The sequence below is a fragment of the Paenibacillus plantarum genome (assembly GCF_013141695.1).
GTDB lineage: Bacteria > Bacillota > Bacilli > Paenibacillales > NBRC-103111 > Paenibacillus_E > Paenibacillus_E plantarum.
This window is the reverse complement of record NZ_WHNY01000067.1, coordinates 265,318-285,040: the sequence shown is the minus strand read 5'-3', so window position 1 is coordinate 285,040 and position 19,723 is coordinate 265,318. Positions and strand designations below refer to the sequence as shown.

Genomic DNA, 19,723 nt, shown 5'->3' with positions numbered 1-19,723 from the left:
TTTTCATCTTATATGCGCCATTGACCCCTCTCAGGTTAGGGCATACAATGAAGAGGAATCCCCCTTTGAGAGGAACTTGTATCATGCGAAATAAAGTTATCTGGGTACTTACAGCTCTTCTCGGCTTAGCGGGCTGTGTCGCGTTTTATCAATTCGTTTTGGAAACTGAAAGCAATGTGCCCGTGCAAAATTCACTTGATGCAGTTGCCAAGCTGGATAATCCGCCTGCCGCTGTCCCTTCTTCACGACCTAAGCAGCCAGATATCTTAACCTATTGGGTTAACCAAGAGAAGAAATCCGAGCAAGCAGGACTTACAGAAACCGCAGCAGCCTATCGCAACAGGATCGATCAATATGCTGCTGGACTTCCAACACTTCCTCTGATGACACCTAATTGGCCTAACATACAGACACCTTCAACGAATATGGAACTATATCTCCGCGTTCCGATGTCTGCTCAACCCCTTCAGTCCGTTCAACCCCTTAAACCAACTGAAACAGCTATCCCTGCAACTTCCGCGCTAGCCAAGCACGAGCCTGCATCAGGTGTCTATATCGGCATGCTCGGGGCAGATCGCAGAGTCGGCTACGACGTTACGAAGATTGAAGACATCTACGGCCGCAAGCACGCGCTGTATTTGTCTTATGTAGGATGGCGCAAAGTGCAGACCGACACCAACACTTATTTCCCGGCGCGTACTGCCGAAAGGGTGAAGGAACTTGACGGTGCCCTTCAGATCGGTTGGGAACCTAGGTTTGGGTTAGACGACGTGCAGGATGATGAATATGTTCGCCGTTTCGCACGTGAGGCCAAAGCCTCCGGCATCCCCATTTTTCTGCGTTATGCTTCAGAGATGAACGGAGCTTGGGTGCCATGGCATGGAGAGCCCCAGAAATATATAGAGAAATTCCGTCTGATTCACGACATTATGGCTGAAGAAGCACCTAATGTCGCCATGGTGTGGTCGCCTAACTTCTGGCCGCCCGATACGATCGATAGCTACTATCCAGGTGACGCCTTCGTGGATTGGGTTGGCTTCTCGCTATATAGCACGCCGATTTCAGCAGAAAAAGAGCAGCTAAAGGGTACCGTGATCGATACCTTCGCTCCTCTTTATAAACGATATAGCCATAAACCTATTATGATTTCTGAGGGTGCTGTTGCTCATACCTATTTGCCGACTAACCAAGCCTATTGGAGCTGGGCAGAAAGCCAGTTAGGTTACATGTATGGATTGCTTCCGCGATTATTTCCTCAAGTGAAAGCCATCACTTACTTTAATTTCAGCAAAGCTCAAGCGATTCGAACGAACGGGACTTATGTCTACGACATCGGGGAAAATCCATTTATGGACGGATACTATCAACGGCTGATCGCATCCGATTGGTTTCTAAGTAAGGTAGAACCAGGAGTAGATCCCATTCCATACCGCTATACACCAGTCTTAGACCGTTCTCTTCCTAGTGGTCAACAGACCGTTCTCGTCTATCCCAAGCTTACGAATGAACAAGGTAAACCACCCTTTGCCATCGCGATGTACCAAGGCAATCAATTCCTCGGCGTCAGTTATGAAGCTCCCTGGGAAATTGACATTCAAGTTCAATCAGAATCGGCATCAGAACCTTGGTATGTGGTAGCTTACAATGACCAAATGGAAGTAACTGCTGTCAATTCCGGTGTTGCGCCTATCGCTCAGGCAAATCGTGGTACACCCTAGTTGCCGAAATGATAGGATGGAATAATCCGAATATCCTTATCCAAGTTAGCAAGCATCATGAAATTACGATTGAATGTAAAAATGCGTTTCACCTGGTAGTACGACATGGTCACAGCCGTAAGGGCTTCGCTAAGCGAGAAGCGGAGCTCCGGTCTGTCCATTAACAATCTGCGCGATTCCCCCTCGAATTCAGGTCCGCTTGAGATAACCGCCAATTTGCCTTTACTTACGGCTTTTTCAATCGCCTTCAGAAAATATTCCGCCTGCTCATAGCTGTATTCATTACGAAGCCATTCGTGGAGATCGAATACAATGGAATTCGTCGTCATGTAATTACGTTCAAGATCATGCAAATCTAGAAACATGGAACGTGCTTTGATATATCGTGGGTCTTTAGGGTTCATTAAAGCGGCTAGCGCTGTTTCATCCAGAAAAATGGCATCCTGAATATGTAATTGATTATCCATAGATCAGACCTCCTTAATCCTCTTGTTTGCAAATGCCATCCAAATACAGCAGCGGATTTGCTTCCTTTTGATCCACAGAGATGGGAGTTAATTCGTAAGAGGCGCTTGCCAGGTATTGTGCAATAAGTCCATTAACGATAGCTTCTACAGTTGTATGCTGCAGAATAGCGATATCTTTTAGCTGATCAACATAACGCGGGTCGAGATCGATCATGTCTTCATCTTGTTCCACACTTCTTGAAGAAATGAACTCGGATGCGGTAGACTTCGCTTTTTCGAATTGATTATGAATGAAGCGTTTGTAATTGTTCGCCATCGTGATTCACTCCTTATCCAATAACTTGTATACAATTCGTCGAATTTCGTCGATTTTAGGGGGTGTGTCTATTCCTTGACTCCTTACAGTGTCCCTCGTTGTTCTTTCCCTGAACGTCGAAAAAGGCAACCAACCCACGAGGTTAGCTGCCTTCTCACACGCTTCTATTAGCTAAGCCGAATGCCGAAATACGTCAACAACGCTTCTTTATACGCTTCATCTGTCTGTGGGGTATAGGTTTTGACGTCTGTAGCACTGAATATTCGGAACTCCTTGTCAGCAAGTGTATGCCGTCCCTCGGGTGTGCGTATCGCAACAATCGGGGATTTGTTGAAAACTGAATCTGGGGCCTTCTCACACCAGAAACTCGCAAATAAATAGTCTTTCGGCAGCTGAGGCTCCTCTGTGAAAGAGTAGATGCGTTGCCAAGCCTTATGTTTCTGCTCACAAAGCACCCAACCATCATAAGGATCCCTCTCGAGGCGGTAGTTCTCATCACCTTGCTGCTGGACAAGACCTTCGATGAAAGAAATGGGTCTACGGGGGACAATCCCGCCAACACCAACATCGCAGAGGTAGTGAGCGCCTTCGGCTTCTACCTTCAAGACATGATGACGCCTTTTGGGCGGTACATTCGTCTCATCACGCCAAAATCTGGCGACCAAATCCGTCACCGTATAGCCAAGTTCACGAAGCAGCCAACCGAATAAGGCGTTGGTTTCAAAACAATACCCGCCACGCTGGCGTATAACAATCTTCTGATATAGATCCTGCGGATCAAGCGATAACGCTCTCCCTGCGAGAATGTCTAAATTCTCATAGGGAACCGTGTGCAGATGGCATTCCTGCAGATCAGCTAATGACTTTGCGCTGCCATCGAGCGAACCATGAAAACCGATGCGTTCCAAATACTTCTCAATTTGACTGTTTGTATGCGTCAAGGGGAAGACACCTTCCTTAAGTGAGATACTCGTTACGATGTTAAGGCAAAACATTACCCTTGCATGTGGATGCGGCTGGAGAGCTCTTGGGCATCCAACTCACGCATCGAGAGCCTAGCTCCTATTGATCGAAAACTGCCGATCACATCCTCATAGCCGCGCTCGATGTGCTCAACACCTGTTATACATGTGCTGCCCTCCGCGGTGAAACCCGCCATCAGCAAGCAAATGCCTGCACGCACATCTGTGGCATGCACCCAACCGCCTCGCAAGGGGAGGCCGCCGCGAATAAACGCAGATTCTTGACGAATCTCTATTTCCGCTCCAAGTCGTCTTAACTGTGGAACATGAGCGAACCTTTTTGGATACACACGGTCGGTAACGATACTCTTGCCCTCAGCCTGTAAGAGAAGCGCAGTCATAGGTTGCTGTAAATCGGTGGCGAAGCTTGGATACATGCCTGCGCGAATTCGCGTTGCTTTTAGAGCGCCAGTACCATAAGCAGTAATACTGTTTTCTCCGCATTCCACATGCAGTCCAACTTCCTCCAGCTTAGCTAGACAGGAGCCAAGATGCTCTGGAATGACATCCTTAACGGTTACTTGTCCTCCATTGAGCCCAGCCGCCATCAAGAAAGCTCCGGCGATGAGTCTGTCTGGAATTACTGTGTGGATACCACCATTCAAGTAAGGGACACCTTCAATCCGAATGCGATCCGTCCCTGCCCCATAAATTCGTGCGCCGAGTTGATTCAGGAATCTTGCGGTATCGCACACCTCCGGATCTACAGCCGCGTTGTGCAACTGAGTCCGTCCTTTGGCCAATACAGCCATCATCATCGCATTCATCGTCGCACCCGAGGTAAGGGTATCGAAATAAATGTCTGCTCCCTTCAGCTCTGCTGCTTCGACCTCGTAATAATCGTTGTAGAGCCGCACCTGAGCTCCAAGCGCTTGGAACACCTTGATATGCTGATCCATCGGTCTTGAAACGAAATCGTCACCGCCAGGTAATCCGATTGTGACTTTACCGAATTTGGACAGTAAAGCTCCTACAAAATAATAAGACGCTCGGTAGCTCGATGCTTTGCCCGGATCAATAACTGAGCTGTGAATCCAGCGTGGATCAATGATGACTTGTCCCGCATTCTGTGTGAGTTTAAGGCCGATTTCTCGGCCAATTTCCGTAATAAGACGGACATCATCGATGTGGGGAATACCCTCTAACGCTACGATATTATCCGCCAGACATGCAGCTGCAAGTATGGCAAGAGAACTATTCTTTGCTCCTGGTATGTGTACCGTTCCGTTCAGTGGGCCTGAGTACTCCGCTTGTATATACTTCATGAAGGGATCCCAACTTTCGTTATGACGATTTCAATTCGGATTCGAGCATATAACCGCCGCCGCGCACGGCACTAATGAGAAAGGTGTCTTTTCCGTATTTTTTGCGAACTCGATAGACAAGTGCATTTAGTTCGTCGAGCGTCACATCCGAGTAGCCTTCTGCTCCCGGTGATCGTTCAGGCCAGACCTTGGACTTAATTTCCTCCATGGGAACGAGTCGGTTTGTATGCTCATGCAGCACACGGATCAATAGATATTCTTTCTCGGACATAAGGATTCGCTTGCCATCCACCACACACTCCCGTTTCTCCCAACTTATTTCCAACGGGAGCTTGGGGATTTCTAGCTGCATGGTGATGCTGAGCGGTTCGATTTCAAGGGTTTGATCGGCAAACATATATGAGAAATGGATGACGGTCATCCCTTTAGCAAGCCTAATAATATCAAAATTGTTCAAAGGATATGGCGTGTGCGGCGTTAGCAGTACGCCGTTAAGTTCAGTGCCGTGGCGACTTCCCAAATCATAAAGCACCGCCTTGTCTTGCTCCTTGCGGATGATGATGTGCTTTCGGGAAATAAACGCGTTCGTAAAAGCCAAATCCGGCGTTAACTCATTGGATACACGGCCGACATTTGTTTCTTCCTGGTTTAAATTCACGCAAGTGCCCGCTCGATAGGGCTCACCGCGTACAACGTATAAGCATGCAAAGTTATCCAGTTGTGTCCCCTCCGTTTGCAAATGCAGCTTACCTCACTTCTTGGGAATTACCCCCATTACTCATCGTACCTCAAACTGTACCTGAATAAAACCCCTTCACACTGACGGATCGCTCATTTTTCAGTAACATTTTGAAGATTACCCCTATCTACAAACGATACAAATTCGGATCCAGTGACTGAATAAATGGCGTCCATTCCCCTGTTGTATAGAGCAGGAGTCGGTGCATCGCGCGTGTGCATGCGGTATAAAATAACTTACGTTCGCTCTCTCTGCCGTACACTTGTGAAGATGCATCATAAATCAGTACGGCGTCGAACTCGACACCTTTGGCTAGATAGGCTGGAATGACCATCGTCCCTTTCTCAAAAGTTGATGTTTCCTTCGTAATGAGTCGCAGCGTCCCAGCGCCATGAGACATCAATACTTCATAAGCCTCCTGGCTTTCGGCCGCTGTCTTCGTGATAACGGCAATTGACTCGAAGCCCTCTGCCCTGAGTTCAGCGAGATGCTCTATCATTCGTTCAGCTCTCTCAGCACTGCCGCTAGCCTGAATGAGGTGGGGCTTCTGGTCACTCCGCTCAAAAGGTACGATTTCTTCACTAGGCAACAACGCCTTCGTAAACTCAACAATCTCGCGAGTCGAGCGATAGCTTCGAACAAGACGGATCAGATTGGTTTCATTTTGACCATATAGCTTAATCAGTGGCGAATCCACCTCAGATAGATTGGTTGCTTGCGGGAAGATCGCTTGGCTGAAATCTCCGAGCACGGTCATGCTTGCACGGGGAAATAGCTGCTTGAGGAAGTAGAATTGGAATGGTGAATAATCCTGTCCTTCATCGACAAAGAGATGCCGCACATTCGTGTTCCTCCGAGTCCCCTCTACGAATTCTTTCAAGCACAAGAACGGCGCCGCATCCTCATAAAATAATTCGAGTCTACTCAGCTTTTCCTTCGTTTGCTTGCAAATTTCTGTCCATTGTTCAGGCACCGCAGTCTCGTTCGTCATACTCCGATAAGCGACCTCATCACTGAATAATTGATCGTACAATCCGATGATATCTATAAACTTAAATCGCTTTACGTCATTTCTCAATTGCTTATAATGGCCACTCACGATCATCTTCCGAAGCAGCGCTTCTATTTCCTGCATGGCAAAACCAACATCATGCTCGTCGTCTTGCTCCTTGCCAAGAAACTGTCCATAATCATCCAGAAGCTGCTCATTCATGTGGAGGACTACTTCCTCTTCTTGCTTATATTTCTTGAGCAACTCCCTGTAAGCTTCGGCATATTGCTCGTTGTCGAGGTAATCGAGTTCATCTTGCACCCAATGTGCTTTTTGTTCTTTACGCTCCAGCGTTGCCAGCCTTTGCAGGATCCATTCCTGTAAAAGAGCGACTCGATTAGCCAGACGGATCGTATGGTCATAGCAATAAAATTGCGATTGGATCTGCTCCGCGGTAATTAACTCACGATCCTGGAATTGGATGCTGCGGAACAACATGCCTTCTTTCCCCAGCCATACCGCGTATTGCTGCAGGGCATGTAGGAAAATCTCAGATGCTTTATAATGAATCCCACTTACTCGCGCTTCACACTCAGGCGTAGATGATGACGTCAGGATATATTCGATCTGCTCGAATGGACTCTCCAGCTGTAACGTTGATCCAAGCCAATAGACCAGATATTCTTGAATCGTCGTCTGCTGCATATTCTCCTCACCGAGCTCGGGAAGAACCGTTGATACATAACTGTTGAACATTGGATTGGGGGAAAAAAGAACAATTTGGTCCGCTTTAAGCTTATCGCGGTGCTTATATAATAAGTAGGCAGCTCGCTGCAAAGCTGCGGATGTCTTTCCACTGCCGGCCGCTCCCTGCACAATGAGCATGCGCGTCTTATCGTTGCGAATGATGGCATTCTGCTCCTTCTGAATAGTCGCCACAATGCTCTTCATTTGTGAATTTGCACCTTGGGCAAGTACTTGCTGAAGCAATTCATCCCCGATGGTTATACTCGTGTCGAATACACGCTTTAACTGGCCGTCGCCGATGAAATATTGCCGTTTCAGCGTCATTTCTCCCTCAACGCGTCCCCCCGGTGTTTCATAGGCCGAAGCCCCTGGGGCATAGTCATAATACATACTTGCAATCGGTGTACGCCAGTCATAGACTAGGAAACTTAAGCCGTCTTCGTCAACAAAAGACGAAACGCCAATATAAATTTGCTCGCTGATGCGTGTACCATCTTCTTGAAAATCAATCCGCCCGAAATAAGGAGAGGGCAGCAACCGCCTCATGCCCTTCAACCGCTGCATCCGCTGCTGGTGACTGCGCTCCCGCTCCGATAACAACGCTTCTTGCTGTCTAATACTATAAAAGGCCTCTTCGAAATCTTCATGTGTGCTTGTATTGATCGACACTTCTTCCCAAAACCGTTTGCGGAAGTCCGTTACCTGATCGCGCAACCCGACTACCTCTGGTTCGATTTCGACAATGGCCGATCGTAATTTGTCCTTAACCATATCTAATCGCTCTTGTTCTTGCTGCCATTCGTTCACCTTGATCATCTTCACGAACACGCTCCTTTTGGGTCTTGTGTGAAAAAAACAAAATAATGTTTGACAACCAGCCGATCTTCGTGCTAAAATTTAATTAAAGATAAGATGTAATATTTATGTCTGAAATGTAAACATAGAGACAATGGTCTTTGTATATTAACACAAAGCTTCCTTATGTGTAAATAAATATTTAGCAAGAAGAACCGGCATTTCTGCCGGTTCTTCTTTTTTTGCACCTAAACTTGGAGACGCCGATGTTTCAACTTCCTTTTCCTGAACATTCTTCACACCTCGAGAAGACTTTTTCCCCTTTTCCTTTAACTGACACCTATAAGTTTGACAATCCAGCTCGTACTAACCGTTCCCTCCCTTTTCCTTGCCGCGCTTCAAGATTAGATGGATTTCATGCAGCTAATATCGCTGAAAAAGTTGATCTATTGGGAATAACTGCATATCATACAGCTAATTCGAGCCTTTTATTGCCGCATGTTCAAAATACACTATATTAGCTGTACCTAATCCAGTTATTCAAGAAAAAGCAGGAAAAACAGCTGAAATAGCTGTACATTTTCCAGTTAATTAGTTCGCGTAGCCTATAACTTAATCGAAATGAACTTCAGTTCCGTCAACTCTTCGACCGCATATCGAATACCTTCCCGTCCGAAGCCACTTTCCTTCACACCGCCATAAGGCATGTTATCCACACGGAATGTAGGGAAATCATTAATCATGACGCCTCCTACCTCCAATTGCTCTGCAGCACGCATCGCGGCACGGATGTCATTCGTATAAATGCCTGCTTGTAGTCCATAGCGAGAATGATTGACATCCTGAATGGCTTGATCCAGCGAGGTGAAAGAGGAAACTGTCACGATCGGTCCGAACACCTCTTCACAGGAAACAGGTTCATCCGCAGCAACATTTGTCAGAATGGTCGGTGGATATATCCGAGAATTCAGCTCTTTGCCGCCCGTAATCACAACGGCTCCTTTGGCGACAGCACTGTCTACCCAATCCTGCATCCTACGGACTTCTTTCTCACTAATTAGCGCGGAAACATCTGTTGTCTCGTCTAGTGGATCACCGATAATCAATTTCTCCACTTGCGCTTTGAATCTACTCATAAAATCATCATGATGCAGCTCGTGGACAAAAATCCGCTGAATGGAAATGCATACTTGACCACTATATGAAAATGCACCGAGTACACAGCGACTGATTAACTCATCTGTAATCTCGTAAGCTTTGTCTATAAGTAAAGCAGAATTCGAACCTAACTCTAAGGTAACTCGCTTTAAACCGGCTTTGTTTTTCATCGCAATCCCAACTGCAGGACTCCCTGTGAAGGTAACAGCCTTCACCCGCGAGTCCCTCACAAGCTTCTCTCCCACGACCGAACCAGGTCCGGGAATGACATTCAGTGCCCCATTCGGAAGGCCCGCCTCTTGGAAAATTTCAGCCAGCATCAAGGAAGAAAGTGGCGTTTGCCCTGCGGGTTTAAGAACAATCGTATTCCCCGCCGCGATCGCAGGGCCGACTTTATGTGCGACCAAATTAAAGGGGAAGTTGAATGGCGTTATAGCCGCGATCACACCAAGCGGTTTGCGCAGCGTAAAAGCAAGGCGTCCCTCTCCGCCAGGAGCTGCATCCAGGGGTACCGTTTCTCCATGAATGCGACTTGCTTCCATCGCAGCGAATTTATAGGTTTGAATCGTCCGAGCGAGTTCGCCTCGTGCGGTCTTGAGCGGCTTTGCCGCTTCCAGAGCCACTAGACGGGCGAGCTCCTCTTTCCGTTTTTCTAACAATTCAGCCACTTTATTTAAAATCGTCGTACGCTCGTGCGCAGGCATCTGGGCCATCACTGGTGCAGCTGCCTGCGCAGCTTGGATCGCTTCATCGGTTTCCGCTTCATTCGCATGCCCCACATCTGCAATCCATTCCCCTGAATAAGGTGAGCAAAGTGCTTCGTAACGAGCAGCTTCTTTCCATTGTCCGTTAATAAACAAATGCCTTTTCATCTGTACTCCCTACTTTCTCTCTTCGGCATATTGCTCAATTATAACATGTTGGATAATATCAAGGCCTTCGGCAAGCTCTTCATCTGTGATGACGAGCGGGGTCAGGAAACGAATGACGTTGCTGTGCACCCCAGCACTTAAAAGGATCACGCCTGCTTCGTAGCAGCCTTTCTGAATCGCAGCAGCATTCGCTTTATCGGGTACGTTCGTATCGGGATGAACGAATTCGATTGCACACATCGCACCTAGTCCGCGCACCTCCGCAATATGCGGAACCGTCTTCTGCAAGTCCGTAAAGAATCCGCGAATTGTCTCACCGATAACCCGTGATCGTTCAACGAGATTCTCGCGTTCCATCTTCTCGATAACGGCCAATGCTGCCACACATCCAAGTGGACTTCCACCATAGGTCCCACCAATTTCGCCAGGTGCAGGTGCATCCATAATCTCCGAGCGTCCCGTTACGGCCGATATGGGCAAGCCTGCTGCAATGGATTTCGACATCGTCATCAAATCAGGTTCAATCCCAAAATGGGTGGAAGCGAACATTTCTCCCGTACGTCCGAAACCTGTTTGAATTTCATCAGCAATGAACAAAATACCGTTTCGTTTGCAAATCTCATATACACCTTGCACAAATTCTTTCGGAGGAACGATGAAGCCGCCTTCACCTTGGATCGGCTCCATAATGACCGCAGCTAACTCCTCCGGTGCGACTTCCGTATAAAGGAAATCCTGAAATTGCCCAACACAATAAAGCGCGTAATCTGTCTCCGACATGCCTTGCGGACGATTCAACGGATACGGGAATTGTGCTTTGTAGGTGGCTGGAGCAAACGGACCCATCTGGAACTTATACGGTCTGACCTTGCTTGTAAGCGACATACCCAAGAGTGTCCGACCATGAAATCCTCGCGAGAAGGAGACGATGCCAGACTTCCCTGTAAATTTCCTTGCTATTTTCACAGCATTTTCAACCGCTTCTGCACCGCTATTTAGAAAGATCGTTTTCTTCGGAAAGTTGCCTGGCGTCATTTGTGCCAATTTCTCAGCTAACTCTAGATAAGGTTCATACATAGCGACATGAAAGCAAGGATGAATATATTTTTCAAGCTGCGCTTGCACAGCTTTGACAACTTCAGGCGGGCAATGGCCAACATTCTGCGTACCGATCGCGCCGGCAAAATCAATGAACACATTACCATCCACATCATAAATCAAAGCCCCTTCTGCCTTTTCAACAAAAATGGGCGTATTGTTGCCGACGCCTCTGGGTACGAATGCTTGTCTTTTATCCATGAGTTCTTGGGTGCGTCCGCCCTGTAACTTGGAGGGTACTGAAGCAAATTTGCGTGCGATTTGCATGTTCATCTTCCCCTTTACTAAGATAATTACCACTACATTCTCCTTCATTTTATGACGGCAACGAGTTAACAATTCAGCATATAACGCAAAAAAAGCCCTTTACAGGGCTTACGAACCCTGTAGGTCAGGCTCTTGTTTGAAAATGATTTTAAATATCGGGTAGAACACAAAGAATGAAATTGTACTATTGATCCCCATGGTAATAATGTCTGCTGTTGTTTCACCTAATGAACCCATGTTCCATGTGTTGATGAATAAGTCATAGATCGGCGCTTTGTAAAATCCTTGGGCAGCGGCTGCACCGATCGTTATCACAACGTACGCTAATACGTACCAAAAAGCAGCCTTCCAAATATTACTATTGGATTTAAATGTAATATTCCTCTGGGCGAAAAAATTAATGATCTGTGCAATCCCAAGTGTTATTTGGACGGCAAGGAAATAACCAATCCCTCCTCCACCGCCTGAAGCAAGCGAACCAGCCGCATAGTCGAATACATAATAAGCACTTCCATCAAAGTTATGCCCCAACTGGAAGATTTGGAAGCTAATTGTGAGCAAAGATGTCTGTGCGAATATGAGTTTAATGAGTGGCATTAGAATCAGTTGCAATGCCGTCATTCCAACGCTGAGGATCAAGAATAGAAGGAATTGAGCAATAGCAGGATGTCGTTCTTTATAGCTATGCCACACATTTCTCATCGATTTATCCATCTCAACAACGTCAAAATTTGTTTTCGACTTATTTTACCGCCGGTAAAGCGATCGATTTGACGAAATGGCATATTCATAACGAAGTAGACATTATTCGCTAGCAAAGGCTCGTTGACGGCGTCAAAAAATTTGTTAAAGAAGATTACAACGCCATAGATCGTTTTTCCCAACCAATTCTTATATTTCGCTTGTGCAATGGTATCGTTTAATCCCAAATCCCGTTTCGGATCCCACAAACGCTGTGGCGGTTCGTAACCCAACAGACGGTTATATTCTTCCGGCGTTACATCATGCACATGTCCGCTATAATAGTGAGGGAATTGCTCCTTCGTATGCTCGCAAGGGACGGCGTCCCCTGAGAGTGTCACCTGTCCATGCAAATGAATCGTCTGAATCGAGCTGCCAATTTGAATGTCGTAGACGCCAGGTTCAACCGCCCACTCGTGAATCGTCGGATTATAATAGGAGAAATCCCGTTCTTCCAGCTTGATCGAGACGCGCTTGCTTTCGCCAGGCATTAAGAACACTTTGTCAAACCCTTTTAACTCACGTTTCGCTCTAAAAATGGTGGAATCTAGCTTCTGGATGTATAACTGCGCAACCTCTTCCCCCGCCACAGTGCCAGTATTCGTAAGGGTAAACGACGCTCCCTCTGAATCAGCCGCTATATCCGAATAGGCAAACGTTGTATATGATAACCCATGTCCGAATGGGAACAGCACAGGTTTCTCGACGGTATCGTAGTATCGATAACCGATAAAAATACCTTCGGTATGCTCCGACGTTGCCTCTTTACCCGGGTAATAAGGGGCGGAAGACACATCGCCGTAAGCGATCGGGAATGTTTCGCTGAGCTTACCGCTTGGATTATACGTGCCAAGCAAAACACTCGATAACGCTTCAGCGCTTCCTTGACCGGATAAATAGGTGTGAACGATAGCTTTCACATCCTGTACGAACGGCATCTCGATCGCGCCGCCGCCAGCCAGAATCACCACAATATTCGGATTCACCTTCGTTAATGATTGAAGCAAGTCTAACTGGTTCTCTCTCAATCCTAGGTGCGCGCGGTCAATGCCTTCCGCCTCGCTGCCTTCGTCCAAACCCAAGAACAATAAAACGATGTCCGCCTGCTCCGCTAACTGGACGGCTTCCTTTCGCAACTGTTCGTTGCCGCCGCCCATCCGCTTAAAACCTTTCGCGTGTCCCACAATCGGCAAGCCTGATTCACGCAATACATCCCAGGCATTTGATAGCTTCGCCGGATTAATAAGGGAACTTCCAGCTCCTTGGTAACGAGGATGTTTGGCGAAATCCCCAACGATCGCGACTTTCTTGTCAGGACCGAGCGGCAGTAGTTGCTCGTCATTTTTTAATAACACAATCGAACGTTTGGCCGCTTCAATCGCTTTGGCATGGTGCAGATCATAGTCAACTCCCGTTGTGTGGTTATCCTTCAACTGAGTAGTAAAGACCAGCTCCAACAGACGATCGACGGCTTCATCCAACGCCTCTTCCGCTAATTCCTTGCTTCGAACGGCTTGCACAATCTCTTGATCAGTAATCCCGTTTGTCGAAGGCATCTCCAATTGATTGCCTGCTACCAACCCTGCAACACGGTCGTTATTACCGCCCCAGTCCGTCACAACAACGCCGTCAAATCCCCATTCTCCGTACAAAATATCCTGTAACAAATACGTGTTTTCATTCGCGAAGGTGCCATTTACTTTGTTATAAGAGGTCATGATGGTCTTGGGCTGACTTTTCTCGACGACACGTCTGAATCCTTCCAGATACAGTTCTCTTAACGAACGCTCATCTACAATCTCATCGATCGTCATGCGCATATGTTCTTGGCTGTTGACTGCAAAATGTTTCGGACAAGCTGAAATGCCATTGGATTGTATCCCTTTGACCATTTCACTCGCCAATTCACCTGTCAAATACGGATCCTCTGAAAAATATTCAAAGTTGCGGCCACATAATGGATTCCGCTTAATATTCAATCCTGGCCCTAGCAACACGCTTACTTTCTCGCTAGCTGCTTCATTCCCAATCGTCTGACCGACATCATAAATCAATTGTCGGTCCCAACTATTCGCTAGCGTTGCGGCCGTTGGGAAGCAAGTGGCAGGCAGACTTTTATTCAAACCCAAATGGTCTGCCTTTCCCCCTTGCTTCCTCAGACCATGCGGGCCATCCGTCAGCATAATACCTGGAATATTCAGCCGCTCAATCGCTTTCGTATTCCAGAAATTCGCGCCAGACATTAAAGATGCTTTTTCTTCTATCGTCATACGTTCAATTAATGCTTTATATTTCAATGTTTCCACCTCATATTCAAGCGTTTAAGATTTAAACAAGTAGGTTTGTAGGATCGTGTACAACACATGATGAACACTTGTACGAACGCCGTTCGCAATACCTGCTGGATCTTTTTTGTACGCTTTTTCCAGTAACTTTTCATTTTTGGTTGGTGTCATAATATCTAGCATCAAGTCATTACCCGCTACAACGGCATCCGGCGCTTTCATAAAGCCGAAGACAGCATCACTTGAAACAAACCCGTCGAAGCCCCATTCTTTACGCAGAACATCATTAAGCAAGTTGGAATTCGCTCCCGCCCACTTCGTTCCAATAATCGAGAAGCTGGACATTGTTCCTAGCGGTTTACCTTCTTTAACCGAAATTTCGAATGGCTTCAAATAGATTTCACGAATCGCTTGCTCGTTGGCCCAGATTAGGTTACCGGTACGTGCATTCGTTTCTTGATCATTTAACGCAAAGTGCTTCATGAAGGCAATAATCCCTTGGTCTTGCGCTCCTTTGATCATCGCCGCTGCCATTGTTCCCGACAACATTGGATCTTCGGAGAAGAACTCGAAGTTACGACCTCCTTGCGCCGTACGGTGGATATTCATACCTGGTGCATACCAGCCCTGAATCCCATATGCACGTGCTTCTTTCCCTATGGCTTCGCCCATTCGATACGCCAAATCCTTGTTCCATGATGCTGCAATGATGATTTCGGACGGATAGGACGATGCTTGCACAGGTTTAAAAAAGTAACTAAATCCGGCGGGGCCGTCCATCAACAAGGTTTTGGGAACGCCTAATCGGTCAATAGCCATCGTTCGATAGGCTCCGTTTGCCACATAATCGATCATTTCATCCAATGTGAGCTGATCCAAGAAGGCATCCCACTTCGGATCGTTGAAGGCTACGCCTTTCAAATCTTTCAACTTAATGCCGTTGTCGACGCCAACTTTCGGCATAGCCTGCTTAGAAGCTACGGTTTCCCCTGAGAATGAATCAAGTACATATTGCGGTGCTTCATGACTAACTTTTTCGTCAGAAGGATACGTTTTCTCCCAATTATTACGAGATAAATAGGTGAGTTCACCTTTGGCTAGATCAAACTGATTCTTGTAAGCCGTTCCTGTATCCTTGTCAGCTTTATAGACCTTTTTCTCCGCAATCTGAAAGTCATAACTTGCTGCAATATCATGGACGTTGTGAGCGACTTTAATCTGATAAGTGCCTGGATCTAACACATACGCTTGCTCACCGTTCATATCATAAGAAGCCATCTCTTCGGTCGCAAACGATAAGGTTATCACTTCCGATTGACCCGCTTCTAGCAGCGACGTCTTCGCGTAGGTAGCCATTTCGATGGCTGATTTCTCAATGCCTCCTGCCACATAGGGAGCTGAGTAATACAGTTGAACGACGTCTTTTCCTGCCCGATTACCAACGTTCTTCACGTTGACTTGCAATTCAATCTTATCTTTGGTGAATGTCTGATTCTGGACTGTCCATTCAAAGTCCGTATAACTTAATCCATATCCATAAGGATATAACACGGTGTCTCGGTAACCCTTTTCATTACCTTGATAGAAGGTTTCATAGAAACGGTATCCCACATAAATACCTTCTTGATAATTCATGAATGAATATTTCAAGTTATTATAGCCATAGTCTCCGAAGTTCTCACTTGCGGGAGCTGATGAATTATCATAGACATACGTATCTGGAATTCGGCCTGATGGATTCGTCTTGCCTGCAAGAACATTGCCTAATGCATTGGCTCCGTAAGGACCCGGAGTTCCTATCCACAATACCGATTGAATGGATTTGTATTCATTAACGAATCCAAGCTCCAATGCATTCCCTGCATTGATCACAAGTGTTACGTGAGCAAAGTTTTGGGCAACCTTTTCAACCAACGCACGTTTATTATCCGTCAATTTCAATTGCTCAACCTTAGCATCGCTTGCTTCTGTGCTTTCACTGGAAATGACAATGAGCGCATTGTCCGAATAAGCTTTCGCTTGTTTGATCGCCTCGTCTGTCAAGTAATCGATGGTTGGTTCATCGCTGGAATTCAAGCCCATCAAGCCCTTTACAACTTGAACGATTCCTGTGCTTCCACTGGAACCTGCGCCTTTTTCTTCCCGCACAGTTTGATACATCTGATGCAGGTCCGTGTTATACGAAATACCGGCATTCGTCAGGCCATCGAATAAATTAACCGCACGTGAATTATCACCCGCGCCAGATCCGCCGCCTCCGTAACGCAGTTCAAATGCCGATAAACCGAAGACATTGATCTTTTTGTCCTGTAGTGGCAGTTGGTTGGCTTCGTTCTTCAATAGAACGATGCCTTCATTTGCAATTTCTTCCGCTACTTTCTCACCGTGTTCACGTGCGGCAAGTGCCTCTGGCGAATCGGTTATTGCGGTTATATGTTTGGCCGTCAGCGCATCAATAATACTTGATGCCATTGGACCGAATTGTACGAATAAGAGGATAACGATCGCGGCCACAACCGACCAGCCTGCGAGTCGTCTTGGTCTGCTTTTGATTTTCTTGTATCGTTTCGCTTCCTTTTTCATCACTCTTCGATCTTTACGGCTTAACGATTTCATCCTGAGCTTCGATTGTTGCTTTTGTTCTTTCTGTACTTGTTTATCTTGTTCTACCGCGGCTTTACGTTCCGCTTCTGGCAGCATAGCCAGTTCTTGCTTTCGTTCTTTCAGCTTAGCTTTATCAGCCCTTACTTTTTGCACAGTCTCTTTTTTCATGGCTTGCTTGTTTTTAAAATAACCCCACACGGTAACACCCTCCGGTTTCGTCTTGCTGTTTTTTTCAATTTTAATATAGCGCTTACATGTTATCTATGAGGATATTGTCGAAAAAAAAGCTAAATATTGCGTTCATTCGATGTTTCATAAAATCGAATGCGCAACATTTAGCACTAGTCGTTCATTTTCTCGAGGTCAATCATGACAATTCCAAAGATTGGAATCTCAAATTCCAAGGTGTGAATTCCCTTGATTATTAGCTGTTCGACGCTTCTCGAAGGTCGATTGATCGCATTCCAGTAGGCAATGTCATCAAAGGACAACTTTTTGCATTCCCTTAATTCGGTAATCCCAATTCGCTGATCGATCTGCTCAGGTGTTAATTGTTGCTTGATCAATCGATACGTACCTTCCAAATTCGCAAGTTCCAGCTTCACTACAATGTATGGACTTTTGGCCTTACGCCAAGCTAATTTCAATGGATCATTCGTCTGCATAATAATATGTCGCAGCTCTTCCTCTGGATACGCGGTTAGAATTCGGTAATTTTCTTGTTGCTTGGTCACGATACAGGCATCGTTCCGGAACACAAGATCTTCATAGAGTCGACTCATAAATTCTTTCGTATACCAAATATCCTTGTAACGACCATCTAAATGACATAACGACAGCTTACTCGCCAGCTCATCTGAGAAGTATTCGAATAACTTCGCCAAGTCGAGCGACAACGGTGAGTAATAGTGATCTGCACTTTCGTTGTGATTCAATAAGCTTGTGTATTGCCAAATACTCGCGTTCGCTTGCGCTAAATCCGAGTATGCACGTAGATATTCATCATGTTCATGCACTAGCATCCAGTCCAGAATCCGATTCTGCATCTTCATGTTCGTACTGTTGTTAATGACCTGAATGTAAGCTTCATCGTATAAATGATGCAACGCGGCTTCGAGTGGAATCTTGCGCATTCGCGTCCAATCATCGATGCAATAAACCATATTATAGCTTTCATTATCAAGTGATCTCGCATCCTCTGGGGGTACGGGGAAATGAATGACCATATTCTTATACCCTTTGAAGATTGTTATCCCCTGCACTAACGGCTGACATAACGCTCCGCCATTCTGCAATTCATAGAAACAGCGGAATTCATACATCCAGTCTTGGCTTGTCCTATAATTTTGCTGTAAATGCAAGTGTAATTCTGCCATCACACTTTGAAATAAGGCTTTGTCAGGAAAACCAAGCTCCTCCCAGTCATCAAAATCAATGGTGTGAAATTGAAGATAGGGTATCATACCCACGGAGACAATCTGCTGCAATAATCGGTCCAATGCTGTAAAGGAACAAACAAGCCTGCCATCTATTACTTGTATATCGGTTTTCCTTAAGACACGAGAAACCGCGACCCACTTCACCATGAGTCGATCTCGCACTTCCAACAAGCGGCTTTCTGGTAACTCGCCCTTCACCTTTAATACATGATTCACTTTGGTATACTGTCCGATGGTTTGATCCATATTAAGGCGAACCTCCATACGATCAGGTGAAATCGATGAGGCAGCAGGCAATTCGCCAAGTGGCACATAAGGAGCTAGTAACGACATCACATCTTGAGACAGCACGCTCTCTTCACGATTGCGAACCTTTACAATTTGATTCTCTTCTCGAAACTCAGCAGGTGTAACCTTATATTTCTCTTTGAATGCTTCATTAAAGGAGCGTACATTGGGAAAACCGTTGGCTAAGGCAATCGTGACAATCTTGTCATTCGTGCTTCCTAGCACGCGGTAGCTATGAAACAATCGGACTTCTTTGATATAATTACCGATTGAAATCCCTAATTGATTTTTGAAAGAATGGGCCAGATAGTATTTACTGCTATAGAACTTCTCCGCAATCTCATCCAAGCTCAGTTTCTCCGCATAATTGAGATTAATATACGATATGATTTCTTTCACCTTATCTGTAGCCGCGTGCGCTTGCTCTCTCTCGTCCACTAGCCCGAGGTACCTGTACAGCAGTCCGATCAAACGTTTGGAGTACCCTTCAATCATGTAATCAGAGCCTTCTCCAGGATAACTCATTTCGATGTACAAATACGCCATACAATTTCGCACAAGCTCGTATCCGTCCTTCTTGTATACCATCGATAGGGGAATGTTCAGTTTAAATGGTGGAAACTCCTCCTGATACTCATTGATCAGAAACTTCACGGTAAGCGTCGCATTCTCTGCGCTGCCGATCACACGAACCATATCCCCTTTATTCAAAACAAAAATATCGCCGGTCCTAATCAAAACATCCGAACCATTACGAATTAATTCCAGATAACCAGAAAGAACAAACCACACCGTTAACTCCGAAATGAACAGTAGATCCGCATCCTCGATTGTTTCGATAGCAGCTATGACGAAATGATCAGGCCCATCTTTCCTTTGCTTTGACATTAACAATCTCCTTTCGAATACGA

13 protein-coding genes are annotated in these 19,723 nt (G+C 46.0%); 1 reads left to right on the top strand and 12 read right to left on the bottom strand.

The window, feature by feature from the left end; all coding sequences use genetic code 11:
- The first annotated feature begins 83 nt into the window (after window positions 1-83).
- The gene (locus GC096_RS24285) at window positions 84-1,718 is read left to right on the top strand and encodes a glycoside hydrolase family 26 protein (RefSeq protein WP_171633879.1); all 1,635 of its coding nucleotides are present in this window, start codon (window positions 84-86) and stop codon (window positions 1,716-1,718) included.
- Here the strand turns inward: GC096_RS24285 and GC096_RS24280 are convergent.
- The 12 genes from GC096_RS24280 to GC096_RS24225 form a co-directional block, all read right to left on the bottom strand.
- Window positions 1,715-2,185 (bottom strand): hypothetical protein, encoded by a 471-nt coding sequence (locus tag GC096_RS24280; RefSeq protein ID WP_171633878.1) that lies wholly within the window; start codon window positions 2,183-2,185, stop codon window positions 1,715-1,717. The genes GC096_RS24285 and GC096_RS24280 overlap by 4 nt on opposite strands.
- A 13-nt stretch (window positions 2,186-2,198) precedes the next feature.
- A complete protein-coding gene (locus GC096_RS24275) occupies window positions 2,199-2,501 on the bottom strand; it encodes a hypothetical protein (RefSeq protein WP_171633877.1) in 303 nt (100 codons plus the stop codon).
- 167 nt (window positions 2,502-2,668) lie between these two features.
- Window positions 2,669-3,442: an arylamine N-acetyltransferase family protein gene (locus GC096_RS24270; RefSeq protein ID WP_246302927.1), complete on the bottom strand. Its 774-nt coding sequence runs from the start codon at window positions 3,440-3,442 to the stop codon at window positions 2,669-2,671.
- 53 nt (window positions 3,443-3,495) lie between these two features.
- The gene (murA, locus tag GC096_RS24265) at window positions 3,496-4,788 is read right to left on the bottom strand and encodes a UDP-N-acetylglucosamine 1-carboxyvinyltransferase (protein WP_171633875.1); all 1,293 of its coding nucleotides are present in this window, start codon (window positions 4,786-4,788) and stop codon (window positions 3,496-3,498) included.
- A 19-nt stretch (window positions 4,789-4,807) separates the two neighbouring features.
- A complete protein-coding gene (locus GC096_RS24260; RefSeq protein ID WP_312886336.1) occupies window positions 4,808-5,446 on the bottom strand; it encodes an FHA domain-containing protein in 639 nt (212 codons plus the stop codon).
- 208 nt (window positions 5,447-5,654) lie between these two features.
- Complete coding sequence (gene helD, locus GC096_RS24255; RefSeq protein WP_171634307.1) at window positions 5,655-8,081, bottom strand: RNA polymerase recycling motor HelD; 2,427 nt, start codon at window positions 8,079-8,081, stop codon at window positions 5,655-5,657.
- 584 nt (window positions 8,082-8,665) lie between these two features.
- Window positions 8,666-10,090, bottom strand: coding sequence for an aldehyde dehydrogenase family protein (locus GC096_RS24250; protein ID WP_171633874.1), 1,425 nt, complete (start codon window positions 10,088-10,090; stop codon window positions 8,666-8,668).
- A gap of 9 nt (window positions 10,091-10,099) precedes the next feature.
- Window positions 10,100-11,455, bottom strand: a complete 1,356-nt coding sequence (gabT, locus tag GC096_RS24245; RefSeq protein WP_171633872.1) for a 4-aminobutyrate--2-oxoglutarate transaminase — start codon at window positions 11,453-11,455, stop codon at window positions 10,100-10,102.
- A gap of 108 nt (window positions 11,456-11,563) precedes the next feature.
- Window positions 11,564-12,157, bottom strand: a complete 594-nt coding sequence (locus GC096_RS24240; protein ID WP_246302926.1) for a hypothetical protein — start codon at window positions 12,155-12,157, stop codon at window positions 11,564-11,566.
- Window positions 12,154-14,493 (bottom strand): glycoside hydrolase family 3 C-terminal domain-containing protein, encoded by a 2,340-nt coding sequence (locus tag GC096_RS24235; RefSeq protein ID WP_171633869.1) that lies wholly within the window; start codon window positions 14,491-14,493, stop codon window positions 12,154-12,156. Before GC096_RS24235 ends, GC096_RS24240 begins: the two co-directional genes overlap by 4 nt.
- Before the next feature lie 24 nt (window positions 14,494-14,517).
- Window positions 14,518-17,283, bottom strand: coding sequence for a glycoside hydrolase family 3 protein (locus GC096_RS24230; protein ID WP_171633867.1), 2,766 nt, complete (start codon window positions 17,281-17,283; stop codon window positions 14,518-14,520).
- 143 nt (window positions 17,284-17,426) lie between these two features.
- On the bottom strand, window positions 17,427-19,700 hold the full coding sequence (locus GC096_RS24225; protein WP_171633865.1) for a helix-turn-helix transcriptional regulator: 2,274 nt from the start codon (window positions 19,698-19,700) through the stop codon (window positions 17,427-17,429).
- Window positions 19,701-19,723 lie beyond the last annotated feature (23 nt).

Bases quoted from the DNA above. Each gene is read 5' to 3' on its own strand.
- GC096_RS24285 (WP_171633879.1), top strand. From the start codon at position 84: ATGCGAAATAAAGTTATCTGGGTACTTACAGCTCTTCTCGGCTTAGCG.
- GC096_RS24280 (WP_171633878.1), bottom strand. From the start codon at position 2,185: ATGGATAATCAATTACATATTCAGGATGCCATTTTTCTGGATGAAACA.
- GC096_RS24275 (WP_171633877.1), bottom strand. From the start codon at position 2,501: ATGGCGAACAATTACAAACGCTTCATTCATAATCAATTCGAAAAAGCG.
- murA (WP_171633875.1), bottom strand. From the start codon at position 4,788: ATGAAGTATATACAAGCGGAGTACTCAGGCCCACTGAACGGAACGGTA.
- helD (WP_171634307.1), bottom strand. From the start codon at position 8,081: ATGATCAAGGTGAACGAATGGCAGCAAGAACAAGAGCGATTAGATATG.
- GC096_RS24250 (WP_171633874.1), bottom strand. From the start codon at position 10,090: ATGAAAAGGCATTTGTTTATTAACGGACAATGGAAAGAAGCTGCTCGT.
- gabT (WP_171633872.1), bottom strand. From the start codon at position 11,455: ATGCAAATCGCACGCAAATTTGCTTCAGTACCCTCCAAGTTACAGGGC.
- GC096_RS24240 (WP_246302926.1), bottom strand. From the start codon at position 12,157: ATGAGAAATGTGTGGCATAGCTATAAAGAACGACATCCTGCTATTGCT.
- GC096_RS24225 (WP_171633865.1), bottom strand. From the start codon at position 19,700: ATGTCAAAGCAAAGGAAAGATGGGCCTGATCATTTCGTCATAGCTGCT.